This window comes from Massilia sp. Dwa41.01b, from assembly GCF_014171775.1.
In the GTDB taxonomy this organism is placed as follows: domain Bacteria; phylum Pseudomonadota; class Gammaproteobacteria; order Burkholderiales; family Burkholderiaceae_D; genus Telluria.
Genome location: NZ_CP050454.1, coordinates 3680180 through 3695102, shown reverse-complemented (window position 1 = coordinate 3695102; position 14923 = coordinate 3680180). Strand labels below are relative to the sequence as shown.

Sequence of the window (14923 nt, the reverse complement as noted above, 5' to 3'; positions counted from 1 at the left end):
TGATTCCGCCCATGAATGCGCCCGCGAACCTGTCCACCCTGCAAGTCGTGCCCCAGGACGCGCTGCTGCGCGCCGAACATGTCACGCTCGAGTACGCGACCGACCATGGCGTGGTGCGTGCCACCGATGACGTGAGTTTCGACGTGCACCGCGGCGACCGTTTCGTCCTGCTGGGGCCGTCCGGCTGCGGCAAGTCGACCCTGCTGAAAGCCGTGGCCGGTTTCATCGCGCCGCGCGCAGGCAGCCTGCGCCTGGGCGGACGGCCGATCACCGGGCCGGGACTTGATCGCATCGTCGTCTTCCAGGAATTCGACCAGTTGCCGCCCTGGAAGACGGTGGAGGGCAACGTGATGTTTCCGATGCTCGCCGCCGGCATCAGGAAAGCCGAAGCACGCGAACGCGCCCGCCACTGGCTGGGCAAGGTGGGCCTGGCGCGCTTCCTCGACGCCTACCCGCACACCTTGTCCGGCGGCATGAAGGCGCGCGTCGCGATTGCGCGGGCGCTGGCCATGGGACCAAGCATCCTGCTGATGGACGAACCCTTTGCCGCGCTCGACGCGCTCACCCGGCGCACGATGCAGGAAGAACTGCAGCGCCTGTGGGACGAGATCGGTTTCACGATGCTGTTCGTGACGCACTCGATCGAGGAAGCGCTGGTGGTGGGCAACCGCATCCTGCTGCTCAGCCCCCATCCGGGCCGTGTGCGTGCCGAGCTGAACAGTCACCAGTTCGACCTCGGCAATGCCGGTAGCGCCGAGTTCGGCGCCGCCACGGCGCGCATTCACCGTCTGCTGTTCGGCGAGGCGAAAACCGATGCCGCCCCTGCTGCCGAGCTTCCTCAACCCTGTGTCTTGCATGTATGAACGCCTTCCGCGCACCACCCATCCGTCCCGAAGTCGAACTGGCGCTGGCCGCGCCCGTACCGGCGGCCGCGCCTACGCAGCAGGGGGCGGCAGCCACCCGCGTTCCCGCCAACCTGGCCTGGCTGCGCAAGGCCGGCATCCTGCTGGTGCTGGCCATTGTCTGGGAAGCGCTGGCGCGCTGGTTCGACAACGAACTCCTGCTGCCGACCGCCTGGCACACGGCGCAGGCGCTGTGCGAGGGGCTGGTGTCGGGCGAACTGCCCGGCTACGTGGCCGTCTCGTTTGCCGTGCTGACCCAGGGCTACCTGATGGGCATCGGCGCAGCATTCCTGCTGACCTGGCTGGCGGTGTCGCACCGCATCGGGCGCGAACTGATCGAAACCTTGACCTCGATGTTCAACCCGCTGCCGGCCATTGCCCTGCTGCCGATCGCGCTGCTGTGGTTCGGGCTGGGCAAGGGTAGCCTGGTCATGGTGCTGATGCATTCGGTGATGTGGCCGCTGACCCTGAATGCCTGCGCCGGCTTTCGCGCCGTGCCCGAGACGCTGCGCATGGCCGGGCGCAACTATGGCTTGACGGGCCTGCGGCTGGTATTGCAGATCCTCATCCCGGCGGCCTTGCCCGCCATCCTGTCGGGCCTGAAGATCGGCTGGGCCTTTGCCTGGCGCACGCTGATTGCCGCGGAGCTCGTGTTCGGCACCACCTCGGGGAAGGGCGGACTGGGCTGGTATATCTTCCAGAGCCGCAACGAACTGTTCACCGATAAAGTGTTTGCCGGGTTGGCGATGGTGATCATCATCGGGCTGGCGGTGGAGCATCTGGTGTTTCATACGCTCGAGCGGGTGACGGTGAGAAGGTGGGGGATGGAGCGGTGAGGGCGTGGGTGCGTGGCGAGTTCACGCCGTGGGGTATGCGTGAGCACGACCGCGTGGAGTCGGGAGCCTCGCCGGCCGCCTCCACCCTACGGAGATCGAGCGATCCGGGCGAGTTCGCGCAACCGTTGGCCGTCGTGAAACGTAGGGTGGAGGCTTGACTCCACGCGGTCTGACCGTCGGCACATTGGCAACGCGTCCCCCGGCCCCTACTTTCGCCACTCATCATTGCACTGCACGATATCCCCGCCTCAACCCTCCCCACAGCGCACCAACACCGTGCGTTGTATCTCTTCCATTTTTGTTCTTGACCAAAATGGTGCAACGCAGTAAGGTGTTTCTTACGCTTTGCACCCTCGAAGCTCCATCGTCAGTCAGACGCGCACACAAAGCCCGCCAGGCATGACACGCTTTCATTTGTAGGCAGTTTGCTCCAACCCGCGCCACAAGCGCGAGAGATGCGCCGAGCCGCTACAGACACTCAGCCAAACGAGTTGCGTCCAGCACCGTGTCCGCAGGTTATCTATGGGTAACCGAACGCATGTGTGTGCACGCAGAAAGAAGGGAAGCTCGAGCGCTGTAGGGCAATCCGCATTTCGTTAGGAACGAGCATCCGATCAATCTCCCCATGGGTTTTGAAAGGAACGATTCATGAATAACGAAGCCTCAGGTCCGACAGGTCAACTGACGGGCGCTGAAATTGTCGTGCGTTGCCTGGCCGAGGAGGGCGTGAAACACGTCTTCGGCTATCCCGGCGGCGCGGTGCTGTATATCTACGACGCCATCTTCCAGCAGGACGCATTCCAGCACGTCCTCGTGCGCCACGAACAGGCAGCCGTGCACGCGGCCGATGCCTATTCGCGCAGCTCCAACACCGTCGGCGTCGCCATCGTCACCTCCGGTCCGGGCGTGACGAATGCCGTCACGGGATTATCGACCGCCTACATGGACTCGATCCCGATGGTCGTCATCAGCGGCCAGGTGCCCAGTCACGCGATCGGCCAGGACGCCTTCCAGGAATGCGACACGGTCGGCATCACGCGTCCGGTGGTCAAGCACAATTTCCTCGTCAAGGACGTCAAGGACCTGGCGACGACGATGAAGAAAGCCTTCTTCATCGCGCGCACCGGCCGCCCCGGCCCCGTGCTGGTCGATATCCCGAAGGACATCAGCATGCACAAGTGCGTGTACGACTACCCTCGCGAGATCGAGATGCGCTCGTACAAGCCGGTCGACAAGGGCCATGCGGGCCAGATCCGCAAGGCCGTGCAGCTGCTGGCCGGCGCCGAACGGCCGATGATCTATGCGGGCGGCGGCGTCATCCTGGCGAATGCCTCGAACGAATTGAATCGCCTGGTCGACAAGCTCGGCGCGCCGGTCACCAACACGCTGATGGGCCTGGGCGGCTCGCGCGCCAGCGACGAGCATTTCGTCGGTATGCCGGGCATGCACGGAACCTATGAAGCGAACATGGCGATGCAGCACTGCGACGTCCTGATCGCCATCGGCGCCCGTTTCGACGACCGCGTGATCGGCAACCCCAAGCACTTCGCCAGCCACCCGCGCAAGATCATCCACATCGACATCGATCCGTCCTCGATCTCGAAACGGGTCAAGGTCGACATTCCCATCGTCGGCAACGTCAAGGAAGTGCTGACCGAATTCCTCGCTCAGCTCGACGCAGCCGGTCCGCGCAGCAGCTCGCCGTCGCTGGCTCCCTGGTGGAAGCAGATTGCCGAGTGGCGCGGGCGCGATTGCCTGAAGTACGAGAAGTCCGATCTCGTCATCAAGCCGCAGTCGGTCATCGAACAGCTCTGGCAGGTGACGGGCGGCGACGCCTTCGTTACCTCCGACGTCGGCCAGCACCAGATGTGGGCAGCCCAGTACTACCCCTTCGAAAAACCGCGCCGCTGGATCAATTCCGGTGGCCTCGGGACGATGGGCGTCGGCCTGCCGTATGCGATGGGCGTGCAGATGGCGAACCCCGGCGCGACGGTCGCCTGCGTGACGGGCGAAGGCTCGATCCAGATGTGCATCCAGGAGCTCGCGACCTGCAAGCAGTACCACCTGACCCCGAAGATCATCCTGCTCAACAACCGCTTCCTCGGCATGGTCAGACAGTGGCAGCAGATCGACTACGGCTCGCGCTATTCCGAGTCCTACATGGATTCGCTGCCGGACTTCGAGAAGCTGGCCGAAGCCTACGGCCACGTCGGCATGCGCATCGAGAAGCCGGGCGACGTGGAAGGCTCGCTGCGCGAAGCCTTTGCCATGAAGGATCGCCTGGTGTTCATGAACTTCATCACCGACCAGAGCGAAAACGTCTGGCCGATGGTCAAGGCGGGCGCCGGCTTGTCCGAAATGCTGCTCGGCTCGGAGGACCTGTAAATGAGACACATCATCTCGGTCCTGCTGGAGAACGAAGCCGGCGCACTGTCCCGCGTGGTGGGCCTGTTCTCGGCGCGTGGCTACAACATCGAAACCCTGACCGTGGCGCCGACCGAAGACGCGACGCTCTCGCGCATGACCATCGTCACCTCCGGCTCGGACGACATCATCGAGCAGATCACCAAGCACCTGAACCGGCTGATCGAAGTCGTGAAGGTGGTCGACCTGACCGAAGGCCAGCACATCGAGCGCGAGCTCATGCTGCTCAAGGTGAGGGCGGTCGGCAAGGAGCGCGAGGAAATCAAGCGCACCGCCGACATCTTCCGCGGCCGCATCATCGACGTCACGGAAAAGACCTACACGATCGAACTGACCGGTGCCAAGAGCAAGCTCGACGCCTTCATCGACGCCATCGACCGCGCCTCGATCCTCGAAACCGTCCGTACCGGCGGCTCGGGTATCGGCCGTGGCGAGCGCATCCTCAAGGTCTGATCCGCCACCGGCTTCGATCAACATCGTAGGGTGGGCGCTTCGTTGAGATGGCCCCGGCCATCTCAACTGCCCACGCGAACGCCCGATCGGCCACCTGCCGTACAAACAGAACAGCCATAACGCCAAATACTAAAGGACAAAAAATGAAAGTTTTCTACGACAAAGACTGCGACCTCTCCCTCATCCAGAACAAGAATGTCGCCATCATCGGCTATGGCTCGCAAGGCCACGCCCACGCCCAGAACCTCTCCGAATCGGGCGTGAAGGTCACCGTCGGCCTGCGCCGCGGCGGCGCTTCCTGGAACAAGGTCGAACAGGCCGGCCTGCAGGTCGCCGAGGTCGACGAGGCCGTGAAGAACGCCGATATCATCATGATCCTGCTCCCGGACGAAAACATCGCCCAGGTCTACAAGGAAAACGTCGAGCCGAACGCCAAGCAGGGTGCCGTGCTCGCCTTTGCCCACGGCTTCAACGTCCACTACGGCCAGGTCGTGCCGCGCGCCGATCTCGACGTGATCATGATCGCGCCGAAGGCCCCCGGCCACACCGTGCGCAACACCTATAAACAGGGTGGCGGCGTGCCGCACCTGGTCGCGGTCTACCAGGACAAGTCCGGCGCCGCGCGCGACATCGCGCTGTCGTACGCGATGGCCAATGGCGGCGGTCGCGCCGGCATCATCGAGACCAACTTCCGCGAAGAGACCGAGACCGACCTGTTCGGCGAACAGGCCGTGCTCTGCGGCGGCACCGTCGAACTGATCAAGGCGGGATTCGAAACCCTGGTCGAAGCCGGCTACGCGCCCGAAATGGCCTATTTCGAGTGCCTGCACGAACTGAAACTCATCGTCGACCTGATCTACGAGGGCGGCATCGCCAACATGAACTACTCGATCTCGAACAATGCCGAATACGGCGAGTACGTGACGGGGCCTAAGGTCGTCACCTCGGCGACCAAGGAAGCGATGAAGCAGTGTCTGAAGGACATCCAGACCGGCGAGTACGCGAAGAGCTTCATCCTCGAGAACAAGGCGGGCGCCCCGACCCTGATCTCGCGCCGCCGTCTCACCAGCGAGCACCAGATCGAGGAAGTCGGCGCCAAGCTGCGCGCGATGATGCCGTGGATCGCGAAGAACAAGCTGGTGGATCAGTCGAAGAATTGATGGTGTTCTCGTAGGGTGGGCGGCTAAAGCGGGAACGCGTGAGAGAACGCGAGGCCTGCGCCGCCCACGCGTTCAACGCACGCGGGCATGGTCGCGGGGTTTCCACGGCCGGTTGAACGCGTGGGCGGCGTCGACGCCACGAATGCCCGACTGTACCGATGGAGCCGCCCACCCTACGTTGCAGCGCCGCGGTGCCTTACTGCGCCAGTCTCTCCGCCGCCCGATCCAGGATCCGCACCGCCATCGCGATCGAATGCGGCACCATCTTGCGCGCCACCGCCTTGCGCACCTCGTTATCCGACGACGACAGCACCGCGCCGCCATACTTGTACGAGTAGGCGCCGCCCTGGTTCAGCAAGGGGCGGATATCGGTCGCGCTCGCGGCCAGCGGCGTGAAGTCGTTCAGCGCCGCCAGCACCAGCGCGCCGTCGTTCAGCTTTTCCCGGTCGTAGTTGTCGCCCACCCAGCCTTCCCACGAAGAGTGGCCATTGCCCAGCGTGCCATAGGTATGGTGCGGCTGCAGCAGGTCGGTCGTATGCAGCGAGAAGCCCAGCGACTGCGCCGACGGCGCCTGCAGGAAGCGCGAGAAGAAGTACTGGCCGAGGTTGTCGATCGGCTGGAAGGGGAATTTCTGGTAGTCCTCGTACATCTGCGGCGTCGAGCTGCTGCCCTGGCGGTAGTGCGCCTCGGTGACGCCATAGCTGTTGTACCTGGTGGCGTCGCCGAACCAGCCGTTCATGCCGCCCGCGCCGTCGTCGAGGTAGTCGTTTACCAGCCAGGTCGCGGCCAGCTTGTCGATGTCGCCCGGGTTGGCCAGCTTGGCATAGTTGTAGCCGCCGAAGCGGTTGCCATGCGCGTCCTGGCCCGCGGTGCGGTTCTGGAAGTGCCAGAACGAGGTGTAGTGGGCCACGTCCGATGCCAGGCCCCACAGCGGCGCGTTGGCGCAGTTGCCGGTGGTCGCGCCGCAGATGTAGGTATCTTCGAAGTAATCGACATCATGCGCGCCCTGGCCGATCGCCGCGGCGAATTGCTCCATCGTGTAGCCGGCCCTGGTAACGCCGGCGAGCAGCTTCGCGTATTTAGTCTGGGCAGGATGCGTCTTCATGAATTCGATCGCGTCCATGGCGATACGACGATGGGTTTCCGTGTTCCATGCTTTCGCGGGCAGGCAGGCGATCAGCGCGATCGCAACCGGTGCCAGCTTGAATGCAGTTTTCATGTGTTTTCCTTTTTATGTGCAACGCAGGTTGGTGTTGTCGGTGCCGCGCATGCGGCAACCGGTCTGCTGGTCTTCACGGCCGCGGGCGGCCGTGTCATCTCCCCAGCTCGGGATGATCTTTCAGGAGCTGGGCACGCATCGCCTCCAGCCCGCGCGCCTTCTCCTCCGCCCTGGCGATCTTGTCCGCCGCGATGCCCATCGCGCGGCCGCGTTCGATGTCTTCGCGCAGGCGCGGCAATTCCTTGTTGACCGCATCGACATAGGCCGCGTACAGGCGCGCCTGCTGGCGCGATTCGTAGGCCGCATAGGCCTTCGGGTCGGCCAGCTCGGCTTCACTCGGACGCTCGCGCGGCGTCTCGTCGCGCGCGATTGGCGGCGCTTCGGGGTCGCCATGCAGGCGTGTCTCGGCCAGGCTGACGGCAGCCGGTTTGGGTTCGCCGGCGCCGGATGTGCGCGGCGCGCCGGCGGGCCCCGGATCGGGCCAGGGCGGGGGCCACGCTGCGTTCGAGGCGGCATTGGCGGCGGCCGTGGCGCCGGCGGGGTGCACGGTAACGGCGGAGGCAGGCGCGTCCTCGCCGTCCGGCCACGCCACCCAGGTGGCGAAGACGACGGCGGCCACCACGGCCGCCAGCTGGATTTCCGGCTTCATGATGCGCTCCCTACCGTGGATGCCCGCTGCGCCTGGCGCGTGCCGCCCTTGAACAGCCCGGGGTTGATCTCGATGGCGGCCCGGCGCAGCGCCTGGGCGCGCACGGCGGCGAACTGGCGCCGCGCCTTGTCATGGGCGATCGCCTGGCGCGCCAGGTAGCGCACCGTTTCCGAGTGCGGCGGGTGGAAGCCCTCGACGCGCTCCTCGACCAACAGCACTTCCCAGGTCGCTTCCTGGTCGCTGTCGACGGCGGCGCGGAAGGGACTCGAGACCTTCCCCGGGGCTGGAGCAGCACCAGCGAGGACAGCCAGTCGGGGTTGCCGGTCTGGTGTACCCAGCCGAGATCCCCGCCTGACTGCGCGTCGGGCGCAATCGAGAAGCGCCGCGCCAGCCCGGCGAAATCCTGGCCCTTGCTGGCGGCCGCCACGACCTGCGCGGCCGTCGCTTCGTCGGGCACGCGGATGTGGCGCGCCTTGACCCGCAGCGTGCGGCGGAACTGCTCGCGGTTGGCGGCGTAATAGGCGCCGATTTCGGCGCGTGTCACCCCCTGCGCCAGGCCCGCTTGCACCCGGCTCTCGCTCTCGGCATGCCCGGCCAGGCCATACAGGGCGCGCACTGCGTGCACATCGTCCTGGTCGGACAGCGCGCGGCGCAGGTCGGCCAGCGCCGGGGCGCCGAAGCGGCGCGCCGCCCAGTCCTGGACGAACAGGCCCGCCAGCGCGGTCCGCGCTCCCTGCTGCATGAAGTCGACGTTGTGGTTGAAGAACTCCATCCGGCCCTGCACGTTCTGGCGCCGCAGCACGTCCAGCACCGTCAAGGTGCCGGGCTGGCCACCCAGCGTGTAGCGCAGCAGCGGCACCCTGGCGGCAAGCGCCTCCTGCCCGGCGTCGAGGGTGTAGTCGAGCCGCATCCGTCCCGGTTTGCCGAACAGCCGCTCGAGCGTGGCCGCGTCAAGCCGTGGGCTATCGGCGACCAAGCCATTCAGGTCGCCGCCGGGCAGGGCGTGCAGCGCCGCTTCCAGCTCGCGGGGGTACATGCTGCGCAGCAGGCCGACCAGCTTGTCGTCCAGGGCCGCCTCGCGCGCGAAGCCGACGCGGGTGGCCGGATACAGCTCCTCGCTGGTAAAGCGCTTGCGTGCCCAGCTTGCCAACAGGCGCTCGGCGACGAGTTCGTCGAGCACCGCAGCGGGCGTCGGCCGTGGTTTGCTGTCCTGGCTCGCATGCAGCATGGCCTGGAAGGTAAAGGCGTGAATGGCCTCGCCATTGACGCGCGCCGCCAGCGCGGGATCGTCGAGGGTGCGCAAGGTGGACGCGGTGGCCGATAGCATCAGGGCGCAGCCGAACAACCCGATCAGCGCGCGCAGCGGGTGGACGAAAGAGGATCCCTTCATGGCTTACAGGCGCAGCGCAGCGCGGTTGAGCACATGCACGACCATGGCGATCGCGTGCGGGATCATCTTGCGGCCGGCCGTCCGGCGAACGGCATGGTCGGTCGACGAGAGCACCGCGCCGCCGTTCGCATAGGAATAGCTGCCGCCCTGGCGCAGCAGCGGGCGCAGGTCCTGCGCGGTGGCGGCGAGCGGCGTGAAGTCGCCCAGGGCCGCCTGCACCAGTGCCGGATTGTTCAGGCCCTCGCTGTAATAGTAATCCTCGGCCCATTCTTCCCAGCCGGTGTGGTTCGAGCCGGAGGTGCTCCAGGTATGGTGCGGCTGCAGCAGGTCGGTCGCATGCAGCGCAAAGCCCAGGGCCTGGGCCGAGGGCGCGGCCAGGAAGCGTGCGAACCAGTACTGGGCCAGGTTGTCGATCGGCTGGAAGGGCATGGTCTGGAAGTCCTGGTACATTCCAGGGGTCGAGTAGCCGCCCAGGCGGTAGTTCGCTTCGGTCTTGCCGTAGCTGTTGTACTTGCTGCCGTCGCCGAACCAGCCGTCCATGCCGCCGGGGCCGTCGTCGAGGTAGTCGTTGGCCAGCCAGGACGCGGCGATCTTGTCGACGTCGCCGTGCACCGCGTTCCTCGCGTAGTCGTAGCCGCCGAAGGGATTGCCGTGCACGTCCTTGCCCGCCGTGTGGTTCTGGAAGTGCCAGTAGGAGCTGTAGGCGCCGGCTTTCAGGTTGCCCCAGACCGGCGCCGGCTGGCAGTTGCCGGTGGTGGCGCCGCAGATGAAGGTGTCCTGGAAGTCGTCGACGTCGACTGCCGCCTGTGCGAGGGCCTTTGCGAAGCCGTCGATCGTGTAGCCGGCTTTCGTCACCCCCGCGACCAGCCTGGCGTAGTTGGTCGTGTCCGGATGGGCCTTCATGTAGCCGACCGCGTCGAGGACGATGCGTCGGTGCGTTTCGCCATGCCAGGCCTGGGCCGGCGCGGTCCAGGTCAGGGCGCCTGCGACAGTCGCTGCGATGGCGGTGCGGGTCAATCCGATGTTCATGGTTCTCCTTGTGATGGCGGGTGTCGTGTTCGTGAAAATGCGGCGCCGCTCAGGCGAGCATGGCGATGCCGTGGTCATGGCGGTCGGTCAGGATCTCGAAGGCGGCCCGGTGGCGTGCGTGGTAGCGGCGCGGCGGCTGGCCGGGCCGTTCGACGGTCAGCTCGCAGGAGGCCAGCTTGGAATTGAGGCAGGTCTTCGCGCCGCCCGGCGGATTCGGGTAGCGCAGGCCGACGAAGCGCGCCGGCGGCGCGGAGAATCGCAGCGCGATCCTGACCTCCTTCGTCGCCGCTGCGATCTCCCAGCTGAAGAAGTCGAAGCGGCCGCGCGTGCGCAATGCCCGGGTGATGCCGTTGAGCGCAAACTCGCGGCTGCCGATGCGCAGCACGAGCGGCGTCATCGACGGCGTCCAGAACGGCCCCGCCTTCACGCGCCCGGTCGCGCATTCGAGGAAGACGTCAAGGCCATCGTCGAAGCCGGCCACCTGTCCCCAGGCGTAGCTGTCGGTGTGGCGGCTGCCCCAGTTGTGGTTCTGGCTGCCGTGCCAGCCGTCGATGTCGATCTGCTGGCCGTCGACCTGCAGCTCGCCATCGAAGCGCGCGCCTGGCGACGGCACCAGCACTTTCGCCTGCGGGAAGGCACGCGCGTACAGGGCTTCCGGCATCAGGAGCAGCGGCACCTGGTGGCTCGCGTAACCCAGCATCCAGGCGATCGCGCCTCCAGTGCCGCCAGTGCTGGTGCCGCAGCTTGCGCCGCCGACCAGGCAGGCATCGCCAGGTGGGAGCCGCCGATGCGGAGATCGGGACCCTCGGCGCCGATCTCGCAGTCCGCCAGCGGGAAGCAGTCCCGGGCCGCCGTGATGCGTTCGCGTTCGCCGTCGAAATAGACGGCCCAGAGCTCGCCGCTGGCGTCGTCGGGCCACCCCGGGGCTGAACAGGGTATAGCGGATCCAGAAGGCGAGCGGGCGTTCGGGATGGTTGGCGCGCACGAAATAGCTTTCGTAATGTCCCGCGGGCGTGCCCGGCTCGAAGCGGCAGCGGTTTGCTTCCGAACGCTGCATCATGCGCTCATCCCGCCAGTCCAGCCGTCCCGCGCGCCGCGCAGCGGCCGGAACACGCCCGCCATCCGCTGGCGGAAGGCCAGCGGCGCATAGCCGGTCCAGTTGCGAAACGCGCGGCACAGCGAGGACTGCTCGTCGAAGCCGATCTCGGCGCCCAGGTCGGGCAAGGCGGCCTCGCCCCGCATCAGCGCAATCACGGCATGCTGGGCGCGCGCGGCGTTGAGGATCTGGCGAAACGAGCTGCCCTCACGGCGCAGGGCGCGCTGCAGCGAACGCGGTCCCATGCCCAGCCGCGCGGCGACGCTGCCCTCGTCGGCATCGGCCAGCGGCAGGGCGCCGCCCAGCAGTGCGGCGACCTGGCGCGTGGCGCGCATGCCGTCGGCCACCGGGCCGTGCAGGGCGGCGATGGCGCAGTGTCCGAGCCAGCCGCCGATGGCAGCGCTCAGTACCGGATCGGCAAAGCGCGGGCGGGCGTCGAGCAGCTCGGCCGCGATCGTCACGCCATAACTGCAGGTCTCGAAACGCACCGGACACTCGAACACGCCGTCGTAGATTTCCATCGGCGCGATGCGGCGGTGGCGCAGCGACACCTGGACCACGTCGACGTGTTCACCCAGCAGGTAGCGCCCGAACGACACCCAGCCGGACAGGATGCCTTCGACCACCGCTGGCGAGACTGCCAGCACCGGTTGCCAGTTCAGGTGCAGCTTGTCCCCGCGTCGGCGTACCGTGGCGCGGCCCAGGGTGCTGGTAATCGATTCGAGCTGGGTCAGGTGGCGAATCGCTTCGCCCAGGGTCGCGGCGCTGGCGGCGGCGATGCCGAGCATGCCAAAGCCGGCGCCGCCCACGCGGGTGCCGAAGCGCAGGCCGAGCGCGTTGTCGCCCAGTTCGCGCGAGGCGCGCCCCATCAGCGTGTCATAGCTGCTACCGCACAGGCGCGGCGGCGTGGGCAGATCGCTGCCAACGCGCGCAGGCGCGGTGGCGGGCGGCAAACCGCGCTCACCGAGGAAGGCACCCAGCGCGTCGGCATACAGTGTCGACACGCTGGGCGTGCCGCGCCCGATCCCTTTCGATCCGATGGTGCCCCTCACCTCAGACAGCCCAGGGGAAGAAGGTTTTCGCCAGGTCGCCGAACACCGTCTTCAGGAACAGGATCCGCACCGCCAGGTCTTCGTACCAGGGCGTGGCGATGGTCTTGAACGAGAACGAGAAGCTCGCCATCGTCGCCGGCTTCCACCATTCGAAGTGCAGCTCGGACGTCCAGGCGCTGCCGTAGAGGAGCTCCTGCACGGTCGGCTGCGGCTGGCCCGCCGCCTGGAACACGCCGTGCAGCGTGGTCATGTCGTCGATCATGTCCATGCCGGCGTTGTTGTAGACGTGCTTGACGCCGACGAACTGCAGGCCGGGGCCGGCAAAGCGATAGGTCAGCAGGCGACCCGGATCACCTGTCAAATTCGCGCCCGGCGCAGGTGCCAGGATCTGCAGCGTTCCCGTGACGGGGACGGCGGGCAGGCGATCGAGAACCGCCTTGCCGCTGACGGTGGCCGCGTAGTTCTGGTTGCTGCGCCAGGCGTCGATGTCCTTGATGACGATGTCGAAATACACGCTCACCTTGCGGTATTCGCCCCCATGGTAAGCGTAGCCATGCATCTCTTCGGTGAACGACAGGCCGCGTGCCCACGCCAGAACAGGCAGCACCAGCATTGCAACCAGTATCAGAAGTCGTTTCATGATCCGTTCCTCACAGGCGATAGTGGTCGGCGGCGCGTTCTGCCAGCGCCGCGATGGTAAGCAAGGGATTGGCGCCGATCGAGGCGGGCGCGATCGCCCCGTCGATCACGCGCAGCCCCGCGTACACGGCCTGCGCGCCGCCATGCGGATTGAAGACCTGGCCGTCGGCATTGACGACGCCGTCCTCGACCCGGTCGGCCATCGGGCAGCCGCCCAGCGGATGGACGGTCGTCATCGCGCCGCCGAAGATCGGGCTGGTGCGCGGACTGTCGGTGAACTTGCCATTGAAACCCTGCGACAGCTGGGTCATCTCGGCGCGCATGCGCGCGACAAACGGCTCCTTGGCCAGGCCCGGCCAGACCACGCGCGGGTTGCCGGCGCTGTCGAGTTCGACCCTGCCGCCGGCGCTGTCGTGGCCGATGCCGAGATAGACCATGCTGTGGTTCAGGGCGCCGTCGGTGCGGCGCGCGGTCGCGTCGCGGGCGATCCGCTGGGTCGCGGCAAATTCCGGCATCAGCCCGGCCGCCAGCGGCAGGCTGACGCGCAGCGCGTCGACCAGCGCGCTCGGGATGGCGGCGTCCTGGATCAGGAAGCGCTGCTCGAGCGCGGTGCCTGGCTTGCGGTAGTCGGCCGCTGTCGTGATGGTCGGGCCAACCCTGGCTTCGCCGAAGGGCGCGGGGGCCGTGCCGAAGCCCATGACGTTGGTCTGGATGGCCGTGTTGTAGGCCAGGCCGAGCAGGTCGCCGTTGGTCGAGAAGCGGGTGCCGAGGGCGGGCGAGAGTGCCAGGCCCCGTGCCCGCGAGCGCAGCAGGATCCCGGTGCTGCCCGGGGAGCCGGCGGCCAGCACCACGCTGGCGGCAATCACCTGGCGCTGTACCGTGGCGCCACCATCGGCGCGGTACAGGACGTGCAGGCGCCAGCGGCCGTCAGGCAGGCGCTCGATCCAGTCGACTTCCATGCGCGAGAAGATCTCGGCGCCGGCGCTGCGCGCCAGCGGCAGGTAGTTGACGTCGAGGGTGTTCTTGGCGCCGACGCGGCAGCCGGTGACGCAGTCGCCGCAACCGGTGCATGCGGCTTGCCAGACGCCTTGCGCATTCGGTGCGTCGCGGTAGCGGCGCAGGTTGACGGCGATCGGCATGGCGCGTGGCGTGACGGCGATCCCCCGGCGCTGGCGTGCCTTGGCGCTCGAGAGGTGAAACCAGTTCTTGCGCAGGGCATCGCCCTCGACGACGCTGTCGACGCCCAGCATGGTGCGTACCCGTGTCTCGTAGGCGTCCATCGCGCCGCTGGCGTAGGCGACCTGGATCGCCTGTGGCCAGCGGTTGAAGACGTCGCGGTCGGGCGCGAGCACGACGCCGCAGTTGATCAGCGAGGTGCCGCCGATGCCGTTGCCGCTCAGGACGTCGACGGTGGCGCCAATGCGGTAGTCGAACAAGCCATCGGGTTTGGCGGACGAACGGAACTGGGCCAGGGTGTCGGCCAGGCCGACCGCGAAGTCGCCGGGAGCCCACTCCTTGCCGCGCTCGAGCACGCACAGGCGGCGGCCGGTCGCGAGGCGCGCTGCCATGACGGCGCCCCCGTAGCCGGAACCGACAACCACCACGTCGTAGGTATCGCGCAGCTCGCCCGCGCTGCGGCTCAAGGCGGTGCGTGGGGGCAGGCTTGCCGCTTGCGAACCGGTCGGCAGGCTGGCGCCCGCGACCAGGGTTCCCAATGCAGCCATGAAGTGACGCCGTTCGACGCTGCGGTCCGACATGGTGGGCTCCTCGTGAAGTGGAGCGGCCAATTTAGTTGACGAATTTGCCACTGTCTTGTCCGAATGCGACAGCGCCAGGTGCGATCACGCCAGTCGAAGGCAATCCGTAAGCGATATGAAATCGGCATGGCGGCAATGCGATGTTCCCAACAAAAAGCCCGACAGGCGTCGCCATGGCGATAAGATATGGATGATGCAAATTTGCATTATTTATATGGAGAAAAAACGTCTCGTCCGACGGTGGAAATAGACGTCGTCGGCAAGGTGAAGTTCAAGTAGCCTGTCGTGCGGGTATCGGCGGCTCGCCGGCCCGCCGC

General features: G+C 66.8%; 13 protein-coding genes. 5 read left to right on the top strand and 8 right to left on the bottom strand.

Annotated elements, in window-relative coordinates:
• Positions 1–11 precede the first annotated feature (11 nt).
• From G4G28_RS16945 to ilvC, 5 genes are all read left to right on the top strand, one after another.
• The gene (locus tag G4G28_RS16945) at positions 12–863 is read left to right on the top strand and encodes an ABC transporter ATP-binding protein (RefSeq protein ID WP_182989162.1); all 852 of its coding nucleotides are present in this window, start codon (positions 12–14) and stop codon (positions 861–863) included.
• The gene (locus tag G4G28_RS16940; protein WP_183107622.1) at positions 860–1738 is read left to right on the top strand and encodes an ABC transporter permease; all 879 of its coding nucleotides are present in this window, start codon (positions 860–862) and stop codon (positions 1736–1738) included. The genes G4G28_RS16945 and G4G28_RS16940 overlap by 4 nt, the downstream gene beginning before the upstream one ends.
• 648 nt (positions 1739–2386) lie before the next feature.
• On the top strand, positions 2387–4123 hold the full coding sequence (locus tag G4G28_RS16935) for an acetolactate synthase 3 catalytic subunit (RefSeq protein ID WP_182989161.1): 1737 nt from the start codon (positions 2387–2389) through the stop codon (positions 4121–4123).
• The gene (ilvN, locus tag G4G28_RS16930; protein WP_182989160.1) at positions 4124–4615 is read left to right on the top strand and encodes an acetolactate synthase small subunit; all 492 of its coding nucleotides are present in this window, start codon (positions 4124–4126) and stop codon (positions 4613–4615) included.
• 143 nt (positions 4616–4758) lie between these two features.
• Entirely contained in the window at positions 4759–5775 is a 1017-nt protein-coding gene (gene ilvC / locus G4G28_RS16925; RefSeq protein WP_182989159.1) for a ketol-acid reductoisomerase, read from the top strand.
• A 196-nt stretch (positions 5776–5971) separates the two neighbouring features.
• On the opposite strand, the gene G4G28_RS16920 is transcribed toward ilvC, so the two are convergent.
• The 8 genes from G4G28_RS16920 to G4G28_RS16885 form a co-directional block, all read right to left on the bottom strand.
• Positions 5972–6994, bottom strand: a complete 1023-nt coding sequence (locus G4G28_RS16920; RefSeq protein ID WP_182989158.1) for a phospholipase — start codon at positions 6992–6994, stop codon at positions 5972–5974.
• A gap of 94 nt (positions 6995–7088) precedes the next feature.
• On the bottom strand, positions 7089–7643 hold the full coding sequence (locus G4G28_RS16915; RefSeq protein ID WP_183107621.1) for a hypothetical protein: 555 nt from the start codon (positions 7641–7643) through the stop codon (positions 7089–7091).
• A gap of 10 nt (positions 7644–7653) precedes the next feature.
• On the bottom strand, positions 7654–9033 hold the full coding sequence (locus tag G4G28_RS27620) for a peptidylprolyl isomerase (protein ID WP_183107620.1): 1380 nt from the start codon (positions 9031–9033) through the stop codon (positions 7654–7656).
• A 3-nt stretch (positions 9034–9036) separates the two neighbouring features.
• A complete protein-coding gene (locus tag G4G28_RS16905; RefSeq protein WP_229425152.1) occupies positions 9037–10062 on the bottom strand; it encodes a phospholipase in 1026 nt (341 codons plus the stop codon).
• A 49-nt stretch (positions 10063–10111) separates the two neighbouring features.
• On the bottom strand, positions 10112–10762 hold the full coding sequence (locus G4G28_RS24810; RefSeq protein ID WP_202033853.1) for a hypothetical protein: 651 nt from the start codon (positions 10760–10762) through the stop codon (positions 10112–10114).
• 356 nt (positions 10763–11118) lie between these two features.
• Positions 11119–12210, bottom strand: a complete 1092-nt coding sequence (locus G4G28_RS16895) for an AraC family transcriptional regulator (protein WP_182989154.1) — start codon at positions 12208–12210, stop codon at positions 11119–11121.
• 1 nt (position 12211) lies between these two features.
• Positions 12212–12850, bottom strand: coding sequence for a hypothetical protein (locus G4G28_RS16890; protein WP_182989153.1), 639 nt, complete (start codon positions 12848–12850; stop codon positions 12212–12214).
• 10 nt (positions 12851–12860) lie between these two features.
• Positions 12861–14606, bottom strand: coding sequence for a GMC family oxidoreductase N-terminal domain-containing protein (locus G4G28_RS16885; protein WP_183107619.1), 1746 nt, complete (start codon positions 14604–14606; stop codon positions 12861–12863).
• Between the last annotated feature and the right edge of the window lie 317 nt (positions 14607–14923).